The sequence below is a fragment of the Streptomyces sp. NBC_00353 genome, assembly GCF_036108815.1.
In the GTDB taxonomy this organism is placed as follows: Bacteria; Actinomycetota; Actinomycetes; order Streptomycetales; family Streptomycetaceae; genus Streptomyces.
Window position 1 is genome coordinate 4,376,764 of record NZ_CP107985.1, and the last position, 21,673, is coordinate 4,398,436.

19 protein-coding genes are annotated in these 21,673 nt (G+C 70.2%); 13 read left to right on the top strand and 6 right to left on the bottom strand.

The features are described 5' to 3' along the window. Positions 1-121: 121 nt before the first annotated feature. On the top strand, positions 122-2,071 hold the full coding sequence (locus tag OHA88_RS19640; protein ID WP_328626492.1) for a serine/threonine-protein kinase: 1,950 nt from the start codon (positions 122-124) through the stop codon (positions 2,069-2,071). Positions 2,072-2,084: 13 nt separating this feature from the next. On the opposite strand, the gene OHA88_RS19645 is transcribed toward OHA88_RS19640, so the two are convergent. The 4 genes from OHA88_RS19645 to OHA88_RS19660 form a co-directional block, all read right to left on the bottom strand. Further along, positions 2,085-3,560, bottom strand: a complete 1,476-nt coding sequence (locus OHA88_RS19645) for a GntP family permease (protein WP_328626493.1) — start codon at positions 3,558-3,560, stop codon at positions 2,085-2,087. Positions 3,561-3,695: 135 nt separating this feature from the next. Then, positions 3,696-4,106: a RidA family protein gene (locus tag OHA88_RS19650; protein ID WP_030914824.1), complete on the bottom strand. Its 411-nt coding sequence runs from the start codon at positions 4,104-4,106 to the stop codon at positions 3,696-3,698. Between the two features lie 6 nt (positions 4,107-4,112). Beyond that, positions 4,113-4,877, bottom strand: coding sequence for an IclR family transcriptional regulator (locus OHA88_RS19655; RefSeq protein WP_326605479.1), 765 nt, complete (start codon positions 4,875-4,877; stop codon positions 4,113-4,115). Then, a complete protein-coding gene (locus OHA88_RS19660; protein WP_328626494.1) occupies positions 4,874-5,962 on the bottom strand; it encodes a sugar kinase in 1,089 nt (362 codons plus the stop codon). The genes OHA88_RS19655 and OHA88_RS19660 overlap by 4 nt, the downstream gene beginning before the upstream one ends. Positions 5,963-6,067: 105 nt before the next feature. Here OHA88_RS19660 and OHA88_RS19665 point away from each other — a divergent pair, with 105 nt between their 5' ends. From OHA88_RS19665 to OHA88_RS19675, 3 genes are read left to right on the top strand one after another with little or no spacing between them, the layout of a single operon-like run. Next, positions 6,068-7,405: an alanine racemase gene (locus OHA88_RS19665; protein ID WP_425895703.1), complete on the top strand. Its 1,338-nt coding sequence runs from the start codon at positions 6,068-6,070 to the stop codon at positions 7,403-7,405. A gap of 43 nt (positions 7,406-7,448) precedes the next feature. After that, positions 7,449-9,221 carry an N-acyl-D-amino-acid deacylase family protein gene (locus OHA88_RS19670; protein WP_328629737.1) on the top strand — a complete coding sequence of 591 codons (1,773 nt, stop codon included), beginning with the start codon at positions 7,449-7,451 and terminating at the stop codon, positions 9,219-9,221. Between the two features lie 37 nt (positions 9,222-9,258). Beyond that, a complete protein-coding gene (locus OHA88_RS19675) occupies positions 9,259-9,387 on the top strand; it encodes a hypothetical protein (RefSeq protein WP_328626496.1) in 129 nt (42 codons plus the stop codon). Positions 9,388-9,423: 36 nt separating this feature from the next. Here the strand turns inward: OHA88_RS19675 and OHA88_RS19680 are convergent, their stop codons facing one another. Then, entirely contained in the window at positions 9,424-10,293 is an 870-nt protein-coding gene (locus OHA88_RS19680) for a S1 family peptidase (protein WP_328626497.1), read from the bottom strand. 278 nt (positions 10,294-10,571) lie between these two features. Between OHA88_RS19680 and OHA88_RS19685 the strand changes: the two genes are divergently transcribed. The 8 genes from OHA88_RS19685 (at position 10,572) to OHA88_RS19720 (ending at position 18,648) form a co-directional block, all read left to right on the top strand. Beyond that, on the top strand, positions 10,572-10,937 hold the full coding sequence (locus OHA88_RS19685) for an iron chaperone (protein WP_326627771.1): 366 nt from the start codon (positions 10,572-10,574) through the stop codon (positions 10,935-10,937). 104 nt (positions 10,938-11,041) lie between these two features. Further along, positions 11,042-11,875, top strand: coding sequence for an arylamine N-acetyltransferase family protein (locus OHA88_RS19690; protein WP_328626498.1), 834 nt, complete (start codon positions 11,042-11,044; stop codon positions 11,873-11,875). Positions 11,876-12,238: 363 nt separating this feature from the next. Continuing rightward, positions 12,239-13,450, top strand: coding sequence for a pyridoxal phosphate-dependent aminotransferase (locus OHA88_RS19695; RefSeq protein ID WP_030969252.1), 1,212 nt, complete (start codon positions 12,239-12,241; stop codon positions 13,448-13,450). Between the two features lie 89 nt (positions 13,451-13,539). After that, positions 13,540-13,986: an SCO4983 family protein gene (locus tag OHA88_RS19700; RefSeq protein WP_328626499.1), complete on the top strand. Its 447-nt coding sequence runs from the start codon at positions 13,540-13,542 to the stop codon at positions 13,984-13,986. 121 nt (positions 13,987-14,107) lie between these two features. After that, on the top strand, positions 14,108-15,211 hold the full coding sequence (locus tag OHA88_RS19705) for a substrate-binding domain-containing protein (protein WP_328626500.1): 1,104 nt from the start codon (positions 14,108-14,110) through the stop codon (positions 15,209-15,211). Then, positions 15,211-16,428, top strand: coding sequence for a toxic anion resistance protein (locus OHA88_RS19710; RefSeq protein ID WP_425895697.1), 1,218 nt, complete (start codon positions 15,211-15,213; stop codon positions 16,426-16,428). The genes OHA88_RS19705 and OHA88_RS19710 overlap by 1 nt, the downstream gene beginning before the upstream one ends. Next, positions 16,425-18,041: a substrate-binding and vWA domain-containing protein gene (locus OHA88_RS19715; protein WP_328626502.1), complete on the top strand. Its 1,617-nt coding sequence runs from the start codon at positions 16,425-16,427 to the stop codon at positions 18,039-18,041. The genes OHA88_RS19710 and OHA88_RS19715 overlap by 4 nt, the downstream gene beginning before the upstream one ends. A 16-nt stretch (positions 18,042-18,057) precedes the next feature. Continuing rightward, positions 18,058-18,648 carry a hypothetical protein gene (locus OHA88_RS19720; RefSeq protein ID WP_328629738.1) on the top strand — a complete coding sequence of 197 codons (591 nt, stop codon included), beginning with the start codon at positions 18,058-18,060 and terminating at the stop codon, positions 18,646-18,648. A 262-nt stretch (positions 18,649-18,910) separates the two neighbouring features. Here the strand turns inward: OHA88_RS19720 and OHA88_RS19725 are convergent, their stop codons facing one another. Further along, positions 18,911-20,737 carry a phosphoenolpyruvate carboxykinase (GTP) gene (locus OHA88_RS19725; protein WP_267002582.1) on the bottom strand — a complete coding sequence of 609 codons (1,827 nt, stop codon included), beginning with the start codon at positions 20,735-20,737 and terminating at the stop codon, positions 18,911-18,913. 196 nt (positions 20,738-20,933) lie between these two features. Here OHA88_RS19725 and trhA point away from each other — a divergent pair, with 196 nt between their 5' ends. After that, positions 20,934-21,647: a PAQR family membrane homeostasis protein TrhA gene (gene trhA, locus OHA88_RS19730; protein ID WP_328626503.1), complete on the top strand. Its 714-nt coding sequence runs from the start codon at positions 20,934-20,936 to the stop codon at positions 21,645-21,647. The last annotated feature ends 26 nt before the right edge of the window (positions 21,648-21,673 follow it).

Below are 21,673 nucleotides of genomic sequence, written 5' to 3' on the forward strand. Positions count from 1 at the left end.
CATCACCCGTGATTCCTTGCCGGAAAGGGAAGTTGCGGACCTGGTACAGAGGGAGTCGTGGCACCTGCCGACCCCTCGTGGGACCCTGTTCACCGCGCGATGAAGTGACGGGGGGAGCGACATGGCGGGGGCACGGCTGGAAGGGCTGAGCGAGAGCGATCCGGCAGCACTCGGGGCAAACCGGCTGCTCGGCCGGCTGGCGTCCGGCGGCATGGGGAGGATCTACCTCGCGCTGGCCGCCGACGGGCAGCTCGTGGCGGTCAAGACGCTGCTGGCCGAGGGAGAGGTCAGCGACATCGACCGGCGCCGGTTCGCCCGCGAGGTGACGCTGGCGCAACGGATCGACAGCGCGTTCACGGCACGGGTGAGGGAAGCGGACCCGGACGCCGAGCAGCCCTGGATGGCCATCGACTACATCGCCGCACCCGCACTCTCCGAACTGGTCCGCACAGCAGGCGTGTTACCCGCATCGGCCGTACGGTGGCTGGCTGCCGGAACGGCCGAGGCACTCGTCACGCTGCACCGCGAGGGCATCATCCACCGGGATGTGAAGCCGCAGAACATCCTGCTTCCCCTGACGGGTCCCCGGTTGATCGACTTCGGCATCTCACACGCCAGCGACCTCACCCGGACCAGCCTCACCCTCGGCACCATCGCCTTCACCTCGCCCGAGCAGGCACGCGGCGAGGCGTCGACGGCGGCGTCCGACGTGTACTCGCTGGGCGCGACACTCTTCCACCTCACCACGGGGCGGCCGCCGTACCGCGCCGACGGTGACACCCTCGCCCTGCTGGCACGGGTGCAGCGCGGCGAACTGGACCTCGACGGGCTTCCCAAGGAACTCGTACCTCTCATCCGTCCCTGTCTGGCGGTACGCCCGACGGACCGTCCCGCGCCGGCGGACGTGCTGGACCAGTTCCGCCGGGCGATGGCCGGACTGCCGCTCTCGCAGAGCGGGAGCCGCTGGCTGCCGCCCCGCTGGACAGCACTGATCGAGGTGTACGAACGCCAGAGTCACGCCCTGCGACGCGGCGCGGCAGCAGGCCCGGACGACCTGACCGTCGATCAGCGAACCTCGGCGGTACCGCTTCCGGGCCGGACCCAGATGTACACCGGGGACGCGGAGGCAGAGGCCGCACGGGTACGGGCACAACGCGAGCGGGACCAGGAACGCGAGAGGGAACAGCTACGCGAACAGGCCGAGGAACAGGCCGCCCGCGAGCAGGCCGCGCGGCTCAAGGCCGAACGCGCCGCGGAGCAGAGTCGCGCCGAGCAGCGCCGCCAGGAGCGGGCCCGCAAGCGGGCTTCCTCGTCATCGGCCCAGCAGCCGCCCCTGTCCGTGGCGTCCGTCACCGGCCCGCCGGCGAAGAAGGGTTCTTCGAACGGCTGGTGGCTCATCCCGCTGATCTTCTTCGTGGTGGCGGTCTGGCGACCGTGGGAGTCGGATGCCGGAAGCAGCAGCGGGGGCAGCGGCACCTCCAGCAGCAGTGGCTACACGTCGTCGTCCGGCAGCAGCGGCTCGTCCTCCTCCGGCACCGTCGCGGACCCCGAACCGACGCCCGATGCCACCGATGCCGCTTTCCGTGCCGTATCGACCGGGGACTGCCTCACGGCGTACGACGACGGCTATGACGACTGGTCGACGGCCGTGCCGCACACGGTGTCGTGCGGCGTCGCCGACGCCTACACCCGAGTGACGTCCGCACGAAAAGGGATCAGCTTCGCGGAGTGCCCGACCGGTAACGGCCGCTCGTACTGGTATCACGCGGGCTCGGTGTCGGACTTCACCGTGTCGCTCTGCGTGGAGCGCCAGTTCCGCACGGGCCAGTGCTTCGTGGCCAAGGTCAGCAACACCTCCGTCACCAAGTCGCTCCTCATGAACGTCTGGAGCTGCGACGCGGCCAAGGTCCCCTCCGGCTACAACGCGACCTTGCAGATCACTGGGTACCACCGGGCGCAGAAGAGCTATCCGCGGGGCTACTGCGCCCGGAGCCAGGGAGACCGGAACAGCTACTGGATCTACGACGTGGACGGCGGGAAGAACGTCCTGTGCACGACACAGACCGACTGAGCCCGCCGCCGCCCTAGATCACCAGGCTCAGCAGCGCCGCCACCGCGAAGCCCGCCACCGACAGGACCGTTTCCAGGACCGTCCAGGACTTCAGGGTGTCGCGCTCGGTGATGCCGAAGTACTTCGACACCATCCAGAAGCCGCCGTCGTTGACGTGCGAGGCGAAGATCGAACCCGCCGAGATGGCCATGATGATCAGCGCCAGATGCGCCTGCGACATGTCCTGGCCCTCGACCAGCGGCACGACGATGCCCGCCGTGGTGACGATCGCGACCGTCGCCGAACCCTGGGCGACGCGCAGGACGACGGAGATCAGCCAGGCCAGCAGGATGACCGGCAGGCCGACGTCGTTGAACGTGTCGGCGAGCGCGGCCGCGATGCCGCTGCCCTTCAGGACGGCGCCGAAGATACCGCCCGCGCCGACGACCAGCAGGATGTTGCCGACCGGCTTCAGCGACGAAGTGGACACCGACTCCAGGGACTTGCGGGACCAGCCGCGCCGGATGCCCAGCAGGTAGTACGCGAGGAGCAGCGCGATCGAAAGAGCGACGAACGGGTTGCCGAAGAACTCGATGACCGAGCGGACGGTGGAGGGGTCCAGGGCGATGGAGGAGAACGTCGCGGCGAGGATCAGCACCAGCGGGGTGCCGATGATCGTCAGTACGGTGGCGAGCCCGACCGGCTCCTCGCGCGGGGAGACACCGGCGGCCCGCTGCTCGGCGACGACCGCGGCCTTCGATTCCTCGGCGGCCTCGACCATGTCCTGCGGGACCTCGACGAAGATCCGCTTCCCGATCCAGGCGGCGTAGACCCAGGCGGCGAGGACGGACGGGATCCCGACGACGGCGCCCATGAGGATGACCCAGCCGAGGGAGACGTGGAAGAGACCTGCGGCGGCGACGGGTCCCGGGTGCGGCGGCAGGAATGCGTGGGTCATCGAGAGACCGGCGAGCAGCGGCATCGCGTACAGCAGGATCGACTTGCCGGACCGCTTCGCGGCGGCGTACACGATCGGCGCGAGGACGAAGATGCCGACGTCGAAGAAGACCGGGATGCCGAAGATGAGGCCGGTCAGGCCCATGGCGAGCGGGGCCCGCTTCTCACCGAAGAGGTTCAGCAGGCGGGCGCTCAACACCTCTGCTCCGCCGGAGACTTCGAGGATCGCGCCGAGCATCGTACCGAGGCCGATGATGATCGCGACATGGCCGAGGATGCCGCCCATGCCGGACTCGATGACGGAGACGGCGGCGGATTTCTGCACCGTGCCGAACAGCTCGGTGACCGAGAGACCGGCGCCCAGGCCGACGGCTATGGAGACGGCGAGCAGCGCGACGAACGGCTGCAGCCTGATCTTGATGATCAGGAAGAGGAGGAGCGCGATTCCGAGGGCGGCGACGGTCATCAGACCGGCGGTGCCGTCGATCAGGAGGAGGAGTCCACCGGTGTGGGGTGGTGTCTCGACCGGAGGTGGTGTGGTGGCGAGCAGCATGGGACGACTCCGTGGTGTGGGGGTCCTTCGGGCAGGGTGGAGCGCGGCACGGCGTCCCGGTCGTGCGGGGCGCCGTGCCGTGTGGCGTGGTGATGCGGTGCGGCAAGCGGATCAGCCGTGGATCGGTCGGCTCGTTCAGCTCAGGACGGCGAGCGCGTCGATCTCGATCAGCAGGCCCTTGGGGAGGCCGACGTAGACCGTCGTGCGGGCGGCGGGGGCCTCCTTGAGGTTCTGCTCGCCGAAGTACGCGTTGTAGATCTCGTTCATCTCCGCGAAGTGGTCCACGTCCGTGAGGTAGACGCGCATCATCATCACGTCGTCCCAGCTCGCGCCGCCCTCCTCCAGGATCGCCTTGACGTTGGCGAACGTCTGGAGGGTCTGCTCACGCAGCGTCGGGCCGGCCGGGGTGGGCGCCTGGCCCTCGACGGCGGGCAGGAAGCCGACCTGGCCGGCGACCTGGAGGATGTTCCCCTTCTTCACGCCGTGCGAGAACTTGGCGGGCGGGGCGGTGTGGGTGCTGGGGGTGAGGGCGGTCTTCTCGGTCATGACGGTTCAGGCCTTCTTGGGTTGGGGGGTGGGCGTGCCGGAGTACTCCCGGGTGATGGCGTCGGCGGTGCGGCGCACCAGCGGGAGCAGGGTGAGGAGTTCCTCGGCCGTGACGACGACGTTCGGCGCGGAGACCGACATGGCGGCGACGACCCGGCCGTCCGCGCCGCGGATGGGGGCGCCGATGCAGTTGATGGACTCCTCGTGGCCGCCGAGATCGGTGGCCCAGCCCTGTTCGCGGACGGCGGCGAGCTCCTTGAGGAAGGCGCCGGCGTTCGGGATCGAACGGGACGTGTACATGGGGTAGTCGAGCTTCTCGGCGATCGCACGCCGTTCCGGCTCGGTCAGATCGGCGAGCAGCAGCTTGGCGACGGCGGCGACGGTGATCGCGACGGGCTTGCCGATCCGGGAGTACATCCTGACCGGGTAGCGGCTCTCGACCTTGTCGATGTAGAGGACCTCGTGCTCCTCGTACACCGCGAGATGGACGGTGTGCCCGCACTGTTCGTTGAGCTCGACGAGGTGGGGGTGAGCGATCTCGCGTACGTCGAGGTTCTCGACGGCCTCCTGCGCCAGGGCGAACAGGCGGGCGCCGAGGCGGTAGCGCTGGTCCTGCTGGCGGTAGACGAGCCCGTGCTCGTGGAGCGTACGGAGCAGGCGCAGCGCGGTGGACTTGTGGACGCCGAGACGGTCGGCGACCTGGCCGAGATCGGCGGGGCCCTGGGCGAGGAGCGGAAGAATGCTCAGCGCGCGGTCGACGGTCTGACTCATGGGGTGGGTACCTCCTCGGATGCCCGCTCGGCCGCTGTCCAGCCGGGGCCGAGACGAAGTGTCTCCCAGTCGGTGTCGTCGAGAGCCACCAGCCGGTCGGCGTGGGCGCGTGCCGGGGGGGCGGTGAGGTCGCCGGGAACGGTGAGGACGGCGGCGGCCATCAGGTGCCCGTGCCGCACGCGGTCCCGTACGGGCAGTTCGCGGAGGGTGGCGGAGAGGAACCCGGCGGCAAAGGCGTCGCCGGCGCCGACGGGGGCGACGACGTCGACCCGGAGGGCGGGGACCGTGGTGACACTCTCAGCCCCTCCGGCGTCGGAGGAACGGGGCCCGGGGCGGGGTCCCGAAAAGACCGTCGCCCCCTCGGCCCCCCGCTTCACGACCAGCACCCCCGGCTCCGGCAGCGCCGCACGGATCGCCTCCGCGCCGCGCAGCCCCCACGCCTCCTCCGCCTCGTCCTCACCGACGAAGACGAGGTCGGAGCGGCGGGCCAGGTCGAGGAGGACGGCCGGTGCGGCGTCGCCGGCGCGCCACAGCCCCGCCCGGTGGTTCACGTCGAAGGAGATCAGCGGGCGTCCGGGGCGGGGCGCGGTCAGGGAGTGGAGCAGGGACAGGCAGTCCTCGGACAGCGCCGCCGTGATCCCGGACAGGTGCAGGATGCGGCCGCAGAGCGCGTCCTCGGCGGGGACGTTCGCCGGGGACATCGCCGATGCCGCGGACCCGGCCCGGTAGTACGCGACCTCGTGCGTGTCGGTCGCCCGGTCGGTCGCGGTACGGAAGTAGATGCCTGTGGGCCGTGCCGGGTCGCGCTCGACCGCCGATGTGTCGACGCCGTACCGGGAGATCGCCTCGATCAGATGGTCGCCGAACCCGTCCGCACCGACGCGGCTGACCCACTTCGCCCGGTGGCCCGACGCTGCGAGCGCGCAGGCAACATTGGACTCGGCGCCCCCGATCGCACGGCCGAAGGACGGCACGTCGGCGAGGCGGCCGGGCTGGGAGGGCAGGAACGTCACCATGGACTCGCCGAGGCAGACGACATCGCTCGTCGTGGCGGCGTGGGCCGCCCCCGCTGCGGGTCCGGGCACTCTGGGCTCCTCGATGATCAGCGTTCAGCGCCGGTTCTCACCATTGACCCGGCGTCGGCTCGGATGTTAGACAGCGTTAAGCGATATGCGCAATGACTGTTGCATATGTTGCAACGATTACTTCTTGAGGAGGCTCCCTTGGCCGCCGACCACCCGGTCACCCAGGCTGGACTCGCCGAACTCGCCGGACTTGCCGACGAACGGGTCGACCACCGCTTCAAGGCACTCCCGCCCGATGCGGAGGGCCTGACCGTCGGCGCCCTGGCCGCCGAACGCCGCAACCTCTTCACCGGCGGCTTCACCACCCCGGTCCTCGCCCTGTCCGCCGAGTCGGTCGAGCACAACCTCGCCCTCCTGGAGACGTACGCGGAACGCCACGGCCTCGCGTTCGCCCCGCACGGCAAGACCTCCATGTCCCCGCAGCTCTTCGCCGACCAGCTGAAGCGCGGCGCGTGGGGCATCACCGCGGCCGTCCCGCACCAGGCGCGGGTCTACCGGGCGTACGGCATCCAGCGGATCTTCCTCGCCAACGAGCTCGTCGACCCGGTGGCGCTGCGCTGGCTGGCCCGCGAGCTGGCGGCCGACCCGGACTTCCGCTTCGTCTGTTACGTGGACTCGGTGCGCGGTGTCGAGCTGATGGACGAGGCCCTGCGCGCCGCGGGCACCTCCCGCCCGGTGGACGTCGTGGTGGAGCTGGGAGCGGGCGAGGGCGCCCGCACCGGTGCGCGTACCGAGGCCGACTGCGCGGCGGTCGCCGACGCGGTGGCTTCGACGGGAACCCTGCGGCTGGTGGGCGTCGCCGGCTACGAGGGCGAGGTGCCTGACGCGTCGCCGGAGCGCGTACGGGAGTGGCTGCGCCGGCTCGTCGCGCTGGCGGCGGACTTCGACAAGGCGGGCCGGTTCGCCGGTGCGGACGCGATTCTGGTCAGCGCGGGCGGCAGCGCGTGGTTCGACGCGGTGGCCGAGGTCTTCGCCGAGATTCCCGAACTCTCCGTACCGGTCGTGAAGTTGCTGCGCTCCGGTGCGTACGTCTCGCACGACGACGGTCACTACCGGCGGATCACGCCGTTCAACCGGGTGTCCGAGGAGGGGACGCTGCAGCCGGCCTTCCGGCTGTGGGCGCAGGTCGTGTCGCGTCCCTCCGCCGAGCAGGCGTTCCTCAACGCGGGGAAGCGGGACGCGGCGTACGACCTCGACCTCCCGGAGGCGCAGGTGATCCGGTCCGGGCGCGACGGCTCGGTGCGGGCGGCGACGGGGGTGACGGTCACGGGGCTGTCGGACCAGCACACGTGGATGCGGACCGAGGCGGGGGCTGAGCTCGAGGTCGGCGACTGGGTGGGGATGGGTCTTTCGCATCCGTGCACATCGTTCGACAAGTGGCAGCTGATTCCGCTGGTCGAGGCGGACGGCACGGTCACGGACTACATCCGCACATTCTTCTGATCCCTGCGGGCCCCCACCCCGCCCCTTCCCGAAACCGGGGGCGCTGCCCCGGACCCCCGCTCCTCAATCGCCGGAGGGGCTTGAAAGGCCCGCCTGCACGGGCGGACGAGCAAGGGCCGATCGCCGGCCTCGCCGGCGTTCGAGGTGCAAGGTCCGGGGCGGGGCGGGGGAAGCGGCACCGTCACCGAAAGGCTGCACAACCATGGACCTCGTCATCCGCAACGCCGGCGTCATCGACGGCACCGGCGCCCCCTCCTACCGGGCCGATGTCGGAATCGCCGAAGGCCGGATCGCCGAGATCCACCCCGAGGGCGCCCCGGGGCCCCGCCCCACCGCCACCCGCACCCTGGACGCCACCGGCCTCGCCCTCTCCCCCGGTTTCATCGACATGCACGCCCACAGCGACCTGGCCCTTCTCCGCGATCCGGATCACAGCGCGAAGGCCGCCCAGGGCGTCACCCTCGAAGTCCTCGGCCAGGACGGCCTGTCGTACGCCCCCGTCGACGACCGCACCCTCACCGAGGTGCGGAAGGCGATCACCGGCTGGAACGGTGATGGTTCGGACGTCGACTTCGACTGGCGCACGGTCGGCGAATACCTGGACCGCCTCGACCGCAACTTCGGCGGCCAGGGCATCGCGGTCAACGCCGCGTACCTGATCCCGCAGGGCACGGTCCGGATGTACGCGGTCGGCTGGGACGACCGCCCGGCCACCGAGGCCGAGCTGACCCGGATGAAGGAGCTCGTGGCCCAGGGCATGACGGAGGGCGCGGTCGGCATGTCGTCCGGCCTCACCTACACCCCGGGCATGTACGCCAAGGACGCCGAACTCGCAGAACTGTGCCGGGTCGTGGCGGAGCACGGCGGCTACTACTGCCCGCACCACCGCTCGTACGGCGCGGGCGCACTGGCCGCGTACGAGGAAATGGTGCAGCTCACCGTTGACGCCGGCTGCCCTCTCCATCTCGCCCACGCCACCATGAACTTCGGCGTGAACAAGGGCAGGGCCCCCGAGCTGATCGCCCTGCTGGACCGGGCCATCGCCTCGGGCGCCGACATCTCCCTCGACACCTACCCGTACACCCCCGGCTCCACGACGCTCGTCGCGATGCTGCCGAGCTGGGCGAGCGAGGGCGGACCCGAGTCGGTCCTCACGCGCCTCGCGGACGACGGGGCGGCGGAGCGGATCCGGCACCACATGGAGGTCCTCGGTTCGGACGGCTGTCACGGGGTGCCGATCGAGTGGGACACGATCGAGATCTCCGGCGTCAGCGTGCCGGAGCTCGCCGGACATGTCGGCCGAACGGTCGCCGAGTCCGCACGGATGCGCGGCGAGGAGCCCTGGGTCACCGCCCGCCGCCTGCTCGTCGACGACGGGCTCGGCACGACGATCCTCCAGCACGTGGGCCACGAGGAGAACGTCCGGCAGATCATGCGGCACCGCGTCCACACGGGCGGCAGCGACGGCATTCTCCAGGGCGACAAGCCGCACCCGCGGGCGTACGGCACGTTCCCGCAGTATCTCGGCCGGTATGCAAGGGAGTTGGGCATCCTCTCGCTGGAGGAGTGCGTCGCCCACCTCACGTCGCGCCCGGCAGCCCGGCTGCGCCTGCCCGACCGGGGGTACGTACGCGAGGGCTACCGCGCCGACCTCGTCCTCTTCGACCCGGAGACGGTGGCGGCGGGCTCGACGTTCGAGGAGCCGCGCACGTTGCCGGTGGGCATCCCGCACGTCCTGATCGACGGCCGGTTCGTTATCGAGGACGGCAGGCGGACTTCCGTACTGGCAGGGCGGGCGGTCCGGTCGACGCCGTAGCCCTCTTCGCCGGGGCCGGCCCACGCCCCTCGACCACGTGGCGGCGCAGCGCCCGTACCGCTCCCGACTCCCCTGCCGGCCACGCGGCCCCCGCCGCCTCACCGTCGGTCTCGGCGTGCTGCTGGACGGGATCGAGGCGGCGGTACGACGCACGGGTGCGCCGTGAGACCCGGGGTCCGGTCCCCACGGCGCACCTCGCGGACTACGGCTTGGGCAGCGCGCACCCCGCCCGGCTCAGATCGATCTGGCTGCCGGTGCCGATGCACGGCACGATGCCGTAGGTCTCCTGGGCGTAGTTGATTCCCTGGCGGACCGTCACATTGCCGCTCTCATCGACCTCGCACGGGTTGTTGTCCGTGCACTGCTGCCCGTCCTCGTTACCGGTGTTGTTGACGGCGACGACCTTGCCGGTCGCGTTGTCGATCACCGGGGAGCCGGAGGTGCCGCCGATGGTCCGGCAGGCGGAGGTGTAGCGGACCGAGTCCTTCCAGGTCCACTCGCCCTCCTTGAGGCGGTAGACGAAGCCGTCGACATTGCAGCTGTACGTGCGCTTCCAGTAGCCGGAGACGACCGTGATCGCGGTGCCCTGGACCGGGTGCGCGGCGTTGAGCTCCAGCGCCTTGATGCCGTAGGTGCTCTCGATCTGGGCGTAGGTGCGGGTGAGTTGGTACAGCGAGATGTCGGTGTCGGTCATCGTCCCGTACGCGATCTTGCTGGCGCGCAGGGTGCCGACGCCGCTGCCCGCGGAGTTCAGCAGGGTGAAGCTGCGGGTGGACGACCGGTTGAAGACGACCTCACCCGGGCCCGGGAAGCCGGTCTCCATGCAGTGCCCGTTGGAGAGCACGAGAGCCGGGTCGGACGGCAGCGAAGCGGCGGTCCGGACGACGGAGCCGGAACAGTTGCTGAGCGCGACGGTCCCGGCGAAGTTGACGGCCTTGGCCTTGACGGCCTGCGGTGCGGCGGCCTTGGCCGTGGGCGCGGCCGCGTCGTGGCTCGTGGCCGCGACAGCGGGGGCCGTTCCGGCTCCGAGGAGCAGAACGGCGAAGAGTGCGCCGACGAGAGGCATTTTCATGTGGGGTCCCCTCTGTGACCTCTATGACCGAAGGGTTCCTTCGGTTTTGTCATGCGCATTGTTAGGGGCGCGCCCGTGCGGAGCAAGAGCCTGTTTTCGGCCTGGGGGCTGTCCCGACGTTCCTGGTGGATCACCGCGCGGCGTCGGATGCGGTGCATCGTAGGGCGGAGGGACATCCGCATACGGGATGTATTCGGGCGTTCCGACCACGCGGCGAGGCGCCGTAGCTGCCGTCGCGCGCCCGCCAGGGATCACAGGACAGCCCTTAGGCTCGTCGCATGGTGCAGAGCAAGGCTGAAGATGTCGACGGATACCTGGCCGAGATCCCGCAGGAGCGCCAGGAGGCCCTGGGCAGACTGCGGCAGATGTGCCGTCAGGAACTCGAAGGCTTCGTCGAGGTGATGGCGTACGGGATGCCCGCCTACGAGCGCAACGGCGTCGGCGAGGTCGCCTTCGCCAGCCAGAAGAACTACATCTCCTTCTACTTGCTGCGCTCCGACGTCCGCGAGGCCTTCGAGGAGCGGCTGGCCGGATACGACATGGGCAAGGCGTGCCTGCGCTTCCGCAAGCCGGAGAACATCGACTTCGACCTGGTGCGCGACCTGTTGCGAGCCACGGCGGCCGGACCGGGCACGGTCTGCTGAGGAAGCCCCCGGGCCCTGGCGAGCGTCCGTGGAAGCCGCTCGCACCAGCCGGATCACCTCATGGCCGGAGGCACCCCGCCGCCCCGATTGCGTACGGTCGATTCATGACGACCGACCACGAGTCCGCGCTCGACCTCGACGCGTACCTCGCCCGTATCGGCTGGAACGGCGAGCGGCTCCCCACCGTGGAGGTGCTGCGCTCCGTGCACCGCGCCCACGCACTGGGCATCCCGTTCGAGAACCTGGATCCCGTGCTCGGCAGCGCGCCCTCGCTCGCGCTCGCGGATCTGCAGGCGAAGCTCGTACGCAGCAAGCGCGGCGGTTACTGCTACGAGCAGAACACCCTGCTCGCTGCCGCACTGACCGCACTGGGCTTCAAGATCACACTGCTCTGCGCCCGCGTGCTGATGGGTGCCGCGCCCGGGGACGTAAGGCCCCGCACCCACATGCTCATGCGGGTCGAGGTACCGGGTGACCCGACCCCGTATCTCGCGGACGTCGGCTTCGGTGCGAACAGTTCGCTGCTGGAGCCGATCCCGCTGGTGGCGGACGCGGAGCTCCACGACGCCCCACGTCGTCACCGGCTCGTCCACGCACCGCACGACGGCCCACTGGAGCTGTGGAAACTGCAGACGCTCGCCCCGGGCGGGGAGTGGGAGGACCAGTACGCGTTCACGCTGGAGCCGTTCGAGGCACCGGACTACGAGGTCATCAACTGGCACATCGCGACCAACCCGCGCTCCCCGTTCCAGCACCTGCTGTACGTCCAGCGCACCACCCCGGAAGCCCATCTCGCACTGATGGGCCGCAGGCTCGTGGAGACCGCGCCGGACGGCACGCGCAAGGAGCGGGAACTGGCGGGCGGCGACGAGGTGCTGCGGGTCCTCTCGGCCGACTTCGGCATCCGTCTCCCGGAGGGCACCCGCCTGCCGGAGTGAACGCACCGGGCGGCGGGCCGAGGGGGCGGCCCATCCGGCCCCCGGCCGGCCTTCCCGGCGGGCCATACCGACCGCTTCGAGGCGAGGCCCTCCGCGCCGCGCATCCCTCTTTCATACGGTGGTCGACCCACCGTCGCGGGCCTCGGTCACGGCCCCCGCCTCCCTCACGTGGCGCATCTCACCGGTCCGGCCCGTCACACCCCTATTCCAAGCTCCGCCCCCGCCCGCGCCCGGGGATCCCACTGTCCGGGGCGGGGCGCACATGGCGATGGAAGACGCGGCGGGCGGGCGGCACTACCCGGGTGGGTCAACCTGCGGGGAATCCCCGCGCAGCCGGTGAAACACGGCCGTAAGCTCGCTGACATGCAGGTCATCCAGTCCACAAAGCTCGCCAATGTCTGTTACGAAATCCGGGGCCCCGTGCTCGAGGAGGCCATGCGGCTGGAAACGGCCGGTCACCGCATCCTCAAGCTGAACACCGGCAACCCTGCCGCGTTCGGGTTCGAGTGCCCGCCCGAGATTCTCGAAGACATCCTGCGCAACCTCGCCGGGGCGCACGGCTACGGCGACGCGAAGGGCCTGCTGTCGGCGCGCCGGGCGGTGATGCAGCACTACCAGACCAAGGGGATCGACCTCGGCGTCGAGGACATCTACCTGGGCAACGGCGTCTCCGAGCTGATCCAGATGTCGATGCAGGCGCTGCTCGACGACGGCGACGAGGTGCTCGTACCCGCTCCGGACTATCCGCTGTGGACCGCCTCGGTGTCGCTGGCCGGCGGTACTGCGGTGCACTACCGGTGCGACGAGCAGGCCGACTGGATGCCGGACCTCGCCGACATCGAGCGGAAGATCACCGACCGCACCAAGGCGATCGTGATCATCAATCCGAACAACCCGACGGGTGCGGTCTACGACGACGAGATGCTGCGCGGGCTGACGGAGATCGCCCGGCGCCACAACCTGGTCGTCTGCTCCGACGAGATCTACGACCGGATCCTGTACGACGGAGCGACCCACACCCCGACCGCAGCCATCGCGCCCGATCTGATGGTGCTGACCTTCAACGGTCTCTCCAAGAACTACCGGGTCGCCGGATACCGGTCGGGGTGGCTGGCGGTCTGCGGCCCGAAGGCGCACGCCTCCTCGTACATCGAGGGGCTGACCATCCTCGCCAATATGCGGCTCTGCGCCAATATGCCGTCGCAGCACGCGGTGGCCACAGCGCTCGGCGGGCGGCAGTCGATCAACGACCTGGTGCTGCCGGGCGGCCGGATCCTGGAGCAGCGGGACGTCGCGTACGACCTGCTGACGCAGATCCCCGGCGTCACCTGCGTGAAGCCGAAGGGCGCGCTGTACCTCTTCCCCCGGCTCGACCCCAAGGTCCACAAGATCAAGGACGACCGGCAGATGGTCCTCGACCTGCTGCGGGCCGAGAAGATCATGGTCGTGCAGGGTACCGGGTTCAACTGGCCGGAGCCCGATCACTTCCGCATCGTGACGCTGCCCTCGACCGAGGATCTGACGGATGCCGTCCAGCGGATCGGCAACTTCCTGGACGGATACAGCCAGCCCTGACCAGGGCGGCGGCCCGCATTATCGGATCGCGGACAACTTTAGACTAATTCCAAGCTAGGATGGTTCCAAGCAACACCAGGAGGCCATCCATGTACGAACCGATCCGCACCAAATCGGTCCACACACCGGCCGACCACGCCGACGACTTCCCGCACCGCTCCCGCGAGGAGGAGCTGGACATCCAGCTGGCCGGACACCTGGCCGCGCTCCTCGCGGTCACCGACGAGCTCGGCCTCGGCGATGCGGGCGACCGCATCGCCGAGCAGGTCGCCCGGCTGCGTGGCGCACCGCCCGCCCGGCACGCCGGCCTGACCGACGCCGCACCGCACACGCTCCACCGCCGTGCGCACGCCCTCGCGGGCCGCGCGCTGGTGGTGGCCGCATCCCGCGCCGACACCGCGGCCGCGATCCTCGCGGCCGAGCGGATGGACGCGCACACGGCGGCGATGGCCGCCGTGACCACCCCGCCGCCCGCCGCCGCGACCGGCCCCACCGCGCCCGCCCCCGCCCCCGTGCGGCTGGTCGGCGCCCTCTGACGGCCCCGGTCCACGGGCCGCGGAGGCGCGTGGACCGGGTGCCACACATCTGACATCGGCCGCTCCCGTTGCGTACTGGGATGCGCACTTCACCTTCCGTCCACCCAACTCCGTCCGGAATGTGGGTTTCCGCGAGCACGCTGCCTGTGTGAGACGCATCGTGGGAATCGTCCTGGCGGTGCTGCTGATCGGCGGAGTGGCAGTAGCCGTCGTAGCAGGCCGCGACAGCAAGGACACGAGCACGGCAACGAAGACCGTGCGTGGAGTGATCGGGTCGGAGAAGGCGGAGTTCTTCGCCGATCCCGATGTGGTGAAGGCCCTCGCTGCCAAGGGGTTCACCGTGAAGGCGGAGACGTCCGGGTCCTGGGCCATGGACCAACTGCCTCTGAAGGAATATGACTTCGCCTTCCCCGGCTCGAAGGCGCCCGCCGACGAGCTGCAGCGCAAGTCCTCCGTCAAGGGCGGACCGATCCGGCCCTTCTACTCGCCGCTCGTCGTCGTCGCCCATCGCGGCGCCGCGCAGGTGCTGGCGGACAACGGGCTGGTGACGCTGAGCGGCAAGTCCAGCGGAAAGCTGCTCATGGCCCCGTATCTCAAGGCCGCGAAGGCGGACCGGACCTGGCAGCAGCTCAACGGTGCGGGAAAACACGCCGAGTTGACCGGGACGGTGTTCATCACGAGCACCGACCCCGTGGCGTCCAACTCCGGCGCGCTGTACCTCGCCGCCGCCTCGTACGTCGCCGACGGCGGCCGGGTCGCCGCCGACGAGGCCGCGATCGACCGCACCGCACCGCTGCTGAAGAAGCTGATCCAGGTGCAGGGGGCGCAGCAGACCAGCAGTGACGCACCGTTCCGGGACTTCATCAGCGGAGTCGGAAATCCCCTGGTCCTGGTGTACGAGTCGCAGATCGCCTCGCTGCTGCTGCAGAAGCAGGATCTCGGGGATCTGGTCGTCCTCTATCCGGACACCACCGTCTCCAGCGACCACACCCTCGTACCGCTGACCGACTCGGGACGGCAGTTCGGCGAGCTGCTCTCCACCGACCGGCGCCTGCGCGAGCTCGCTGTACGGCACGGTTTCCGCCCCCAGGGCGCGGCGGCCGAGTTCACCGCCGCGACCGCCGGTCACACCGACTACATCGACCAACAGCTGACCGGGATCCGCCAGGCGCCCGTGCCCACCGCCACGGTGCTGCGCGCGATGGCCCGCCGGACCCGCGGCTGATGACCCACGCTTCCCGGGAGACCTCACCCATGACCGAAGCCGAGCCGCAGCCGCTCGTCCTCACCCCGCCCGAGCCCGTCGCCCCCGTCCGCACCGAGCAGGCCGCCGGTCTCGTCCCGGTCGACGACTCCGTGCGCACGGAGATGACGCGACGCGCCACCGAGTACGTCGGCAGCCTCGCCGGGCTCGATGCCCGCTCGCCCGAGTTCACCACCAGGATCGGGGAGATCGCCGCCCTCGGGCAGGGCGACATCCGCAGCGCCGCCCAGCAGTCCAACCGGATGCTGGACCGTACGGTCCGCGAGCTCTCGGCCGGATCGGGGGACGGGGACGCGCAGTCGAGGGTCGGTGCCTCGCTCGTCGAGCTGCGCCGCACCGTCGAGGACCTCGATCCGCGCGACACCCCCGGCCGCGGCGCCCGCCGGCTGCTGGCGAAACTTCCCGGCGGCAACAGGCTGCGCGACCATGTCGCGAAGTACGCCTCCGCGCAGTCCACCCTCAACCGGATCGTGGGCTCGCTCCGCGGCGGTCAGGACGAACTGCGCCGCGACAACGCAGCTCTGCACACCGAGCGCACCCGGCTCTGGGAGTCGATGGGCAAGCTCCAGGAGTACGTGGTCCTCACCGAGGCCCTGGACGGCGCCGTCGAACAGCGCATCCGGTCGACGGAGGCCACCGACCCCGTACAGGCGGACGCCCTGCGCGCCGATGTGCTGTTCCCCGTACGGCAGAAGCACCAGGATCTGCTGACCCAGCTCGCGGTCTGCGCGCAGGGGTACCTGGCGATGGACGTCGTACGCCGCAACAACGAGGAGCTGATCAGGGGCGTCGACCGGGCCGCGACCACGACGGTCTCCGCGCTGCGGATCGCCGTGATGCTGGCATCGGCGCTGGAGAGCCAGCGCAAGGTCAGTGAACAGGTCCAGGTGCTGCGCTCCACGACGGAGGATCTGATCCGCGGCAATGCGGAGATGCTCGCCACGCAGAGCGGGGAGATCCAGCGGATCGCCGCCGACCCTGCGGTGGGCGCGGAGACGCTGCGGACGGCGTTCCAGCAGATCTACCGGACGCTGGACGCGATCGACACGTACAAGGTGCAGGCGACCGAGTCCATGGCGGCGACCGTCGAGTCGCTGACGGCCGAACTCCAGCAGGCGAGCACACACTTGGAGCGCAGCAGGTCCGCGGGCGTCCTCGACGGCGGTGGTCTCGGATGACGGGCCGGCTGAGAAAGCTGCGGCGCCGGGTGTCGCGCACACTCGCATCGCTGCTGGCCGCCGCGGTGCTCGTACCGCTGGCGGCGTGTTCGGCGACGGACGGTCCCGCGCCGCCCGGGAAGAAGGACGACGGTGCCCCTCGCGCCGGGACGCTGCGGGTGCTCGCATCCAGTGAACTCGTCGATATGAAACCGCTGTTGGAGCAGGCACGGAAGGCGACCGGGATCACCGTGCGGCCCACCTGGACCGGGACGCTCGACGCCGTCGAACAGCTCGGGTCCGGGAAGGCGGACGGGGCGTACGACGCGGTGTGGCTGTCGTCCGACGACTATCTGCGGCTCCGTCCGGACGCGGCGGAGCGGATCACTTCCGAGACCCCGCTGATGACCTCGCCGGTCGCCCTCGGCGTCAAGCCGTCGGTGGTGAAACGCCTCGGCTGGGACCCGTCGGACGTCACCTGGACGCAGGTGCACCAGGCGGTCGCCGACGGGCGGCTGACGTACGGCATGACTGATCCCGCTCGTTCCAACTCCGGCTTCTCCGCACTGGTTTCGGTCGCCTCGGCACTGTCCGGCGCCCAGTCCGCACTGACCGACGCCGATGTCCGCAAGGCGAGCGGGAAGCTGAAGGAGTTCTTCGGCGGGCAGCGGCTGACCTCGGGTTCGTCCGGCTGGCTGGCCACCGCGTACACCCGGCGCGGCACGGTCGACGCTCTGATCAACTACGAGTCCGTGCTGCTCTCCCTCAACCGGGACAGTCACACCGGGCTCACCGTGATCCGCCCGCGCGACGGTGTGGTGACGGCCGACTACCCGCTGAGCCTGCTCTCCGCCGCCTCGCCCGACGCCAAGGACGCGGTCCGCGCCCTGACCTCGTACCTCCGCTCCCCCGCCGTGCAGCGGCAGCTGACCCGGGAGACGTTCCGCCGCCCGGTCGTCACCTCTGTGCGGCCGGCGGCGCCGCTGGCCGCCGAGGCCCGCCGGGAACTTCCGTTCCCCGGCTCGCGATCCGTCGCGGACGGACTGCTCGACAGTTACGAGAACAAGCTCCGGCGGCCCTCACGCACCGTGTACGTGCTGGACACGTCCGGGTCGATGGAGGGCGAGCGGCTGCGGAAGCTGAAGGCGGCGCTGACCGGGCTGACCGGGGACTTCCGGGAGCGGGAGGAGGTCACACTGCTGCCGTTCGGCTCGTCGGTGAAGCGGGCACGCACGCATACGGTCGATCCCGCCGACCCGCGGGCCGGACTCGCGGCGATCAAGGCGGACACCGCCGCCCTGACCGCGAGCGGCGAAACCGCGATCTTCTCGAGTCTGGAGTCGGCCTACGACCGGCTGGGTCCGGACACCGGGTCCGCGTTCACCTCGATCGTCCTCATGACGGACGGCGAGAACACGACGGGCGACTCGGCCGACGACTTCGCCGCCTTCTACCGCTCGCTCCCGGCGGCGCGGCGCGTCACCCCCGTCTTCCCGGTCGTCTTCGGCGACTCGGACCGTGCGGAACTGGACGCGATCGCCACCCTGACCGGCGGCCGGCTCTTCGACGCGACGAAGGACCAGGGGCCGGGCTCCCTGGACGGGGCATTTGAGGAGATCCGTGGCTACCAGTAGAGCGTCGGGCCGGGTCATGGCGTACGTCGAGTCCCGCAAGAACCTCACCGGGAGTGCGTGCGGGATCGCCGGGCTCGCCCTCACCTTCACCGGACTCGCCGGTGCGTACTGGCCGGTGGTGATCGTCGGGCTGTACGGCGCCGGCGCACTGATCGCCCCGCCCGAGCGGCCGCCCACCCCGGACTTCCCCGATCCGTCGTCGCAGCTGGAGACCGTGCGGGGCGACTTCGCGACCCTGCGGGAGTATCTGTCCGAAGTGGAGCTGCCGCCCGCCGCCTCCGGGCGGCTCGCCGAGCTGACCGGGCTGCTGGAGGGGCTGCTCGAACCCGGCTGGGTCTCCGAGGCCCTCGCCGCCGACCCGGAAGCCATCCACGCCCTGTCCCGCGCCGTGCACCAGGACATCCCTGAATCCGTCGACACGTATCTGCGGACCCGCTGGTGGACGCGGCTGACACCGGGCACCGAGCCGCCCGAGCGCCCGCTCGAACAGCAGCTGTCACTGCTGCACCGGGAGGCGGAGTCGCTGGCCGCGGGGCTGCGGGAGGCCGAGGCGCGCCGACAGCAGACGCATACGCGGTACCTGGAGGACCGGGGCCGGGCGAACTGAGCCCCGCACAGGCCCGGCCGGCCCCCGTGCGACCCCACCGGAGGAAATGTGAAGGAACAGTGAAGATTTCGCAGGCGGACCTGCAGCACGGTGCGGACGTTCTCTAGAAGAGGGGCGGGAAAGGGCGGCCCCCGGAACCGCGAGGGAGTTCCGGGGGCCGTACCGCGTCGGGCCGTTGACCCACAGGTCAGGGTGGATGTCGGGAGGCCCGGCCGCGGAGTGTGCATGGGGGGCGCACTCCGGGAGTGCGCCCCGGCGGGCGTCAGCCCAGACGCTGGACCAGCGCGCGGTACTCGTCCCACAGCTCCTTCGGCGTGTGGTCACCGAAGGTGTTGAGGTGCTCGGGGACCAGCGCCGCCTCCTCGCGCCAGACCTCCTTGTCGACCGTGAGCAGGAAGTCCAGCTCGGACTCGGAGAGGTCCAGGCCGTTGGTGTCCAGAGAGCCCTTGGCGGGCAGGATGCCGATCGGCGTCTCGACGCCCTCGGCCTTGCCCTCCAGCCGCTCGACGATCCACTTGAGGACGCGGCTGTTCTCACCGAAGCCCGGCCACACGAACTTGCCCGCCTCGTTCTTGCGGAACCAGTTCACGTAGTAGATCTTCGGCAGCTTGGACTGGTCGGGCTTGTCGGCGCCGACCTTGATCCAGTGGTTCATGTAGTCGCCCATGTTGTAGCCGCAGAACGGCAGCATGGCGAACGGGTCGCGGCGCAGCTCGCCGACCTTGCCCTCGGCGGCGGCGGTCTTCTCGGAGGCCACGTTGGCACCGAGGAAGACACCGTGCTGCCAGTCGAAGGACTCGGTGACCAGCGGTACGGCCGAGGCGCGGCGGCCGCCGAAGAGGATGGCCGAGATCGGCACACCCTTCGGGTCCTCCCACTCCGGCGCGATGATCGGGCACTGCCCGGCCGGCACGGTGAAGCGAGCGTTGGGGTGGGCGGCGGGCGTCTCGGACGCGGGCGTCCAGTCGTTGCCCTTCCAGTCCGTGAGATGGGCGGGGGCCGTCTCGGTCATGCCCTCCCACCACACGTCGCCGTCGTCGGTGAGCGCGACGTTCGTGAAGACGGAGTTGCCCCACATGGTCTTCATGGCGTTGGCATTGGTGTGCTCGCCGGTGCCGGGCGCGACGCCGAAGAAACCGGCCTCGGGGTTGATCGCGTAGAGGCGGCCGTCCTCGCCGAACCGCATCCAGGCGATGTCGTCGCCGATGGTCTCGACGGTCCAGCCGGAGATCGTGGGCTCCAGCATGGCGAGGTTGGTCTTGCCACAGGCGCTCGGGAACGCAGCGGCGACGTACTTCGACTCACCCTGCGGCGGCGTGAGCTTCAGGATCAGCATGTGCTCCGCGAGCCAGCCCTCGTCGCGGGCCATCACCGACGCGATGCGGAGCGCGTAGCACTTCTTGCCGAGCAGGGCGTTGCCGCCGTAGCCGGAGCCGTACGACCAGATCTCACGGTCCTCGGGGAAGTGCGAGATGTACTTGGTGGAGTTGCACGGCCACGGAACGTCCTCCTGGCCCTCCTCCAGGGGCGCGCCCAGCGTGTGGACGGCCTTGACGAAGAAGCCGTCGGTGCCGAGCTCGTCGAGGACGGCCTGGCCCATGCGCGTCATGGTGCGCATCGAGACGGCGACGTACGCCGAGTCGGTGATCTCGACACCGATCGCGGACAGCGGGGAGCCGACGGGGCCCATGCAGAACGGGACGACGTACATCGTGCGACCGCGCATGGACCCGCGGAAGACACCCTGCTCACCGGTGAAGATCTCCCGCATCTCGGCGGGGGCCTTCCAGTGGTTCGTCGGGCCCGCGTCCTCCTCCTTCTCGGAGCAGATGAAGGTGCGGTCCTCGACACGGGCCACATCGCTCGGGTCGGAGGCGGCGTAGTACGAGTTCGGCCGCTTCGTCTCGTCGAGCTTGGTGAACGTGCCGTTGGCCACGAGCTCCCCGCACAGGCGCTCGTACTCGGCCTCGGAGCCGTCACACCAGACCACACGGTCCGGCTGGGTGAGGGCTGCGATCTCGTTCACCCAGGTGACAAGCTCCTGGTGACGGGTGGGAACAGTGAGGGGAGCCGCGATGTCGCGCGCCACGATCGCTCCTTGTTGAGGGTGTCTTCTTGGTAGGTGCCCCGTGGGGGCCGCGACCCGGATGCTTCGTAGCCGCTCATCCGGTGCCGACCGCACTCATTTGATCATCCGACCGATTCGCCCATATGTCCAGGGGGCCGCCCACGTGAGCATCACCACTCGAGTTCGCAACCTACGGTGGCGTAGGTAGCATGCCGACATGACTGCTGCCGCCGCGCCCGAACCAGCCGAGGCCGAACCCGAGGTCGCACCAGCCGGGCTCGACCCGGCGCCGTTCCCGGTGAAGCCACACCTGCGCGGCTGGCTGCACGCCGGAATGTTCCCCGCGGTGCTGATCGCGGGGATCGTGCTGATCGCGCTCACGGACAGCACCCGCGGCCGGATCGCCTGCGGCATCTACATCGTGACCGCATGCCTGCTCTTCGGAGTGAGCGCGGTCTACCACCGCGGCACATGGGGTCCGCGCGGCGAGGCGGTGCTGCGCCGGCTCGACCACGCCAACATCTTCCTGATCATCGCGGGCACCTACACACCACTGACCCTGCTGCTGCTCCCGGAGTCGACCGGGCGCCCCCTGCTGTGGGCGGTCTGGGCGGCGGCCGTGGCCGGCATCGCCTTCCGGGTGTTCTGGGTCGGCGCCCCCCGCTGGCTCTACACACCCTGCTACATAGCGATGGGATGGGCGGCGGTCTTCTTCCTGCCCGACTTCATGCGCACCGGCGGGATCGCGGTGCTCGTCCTGGTGATCGTCGGCGGGCTGCTCTACAGCGCCGGCGGCGTCATCTACGGAATCAAACGGCCCAACCCGTCACCCCGATGGTTCGGCTTCCACGAGGTCTTCCACTCGCTGACCCTGGCGGCGTTCGTCGTGCACTACGTCGGCATCTCGCTCGTGGCGTACAACCACAGCTGAGCGCCCTCCCCCTCCTGCCCCTCAGT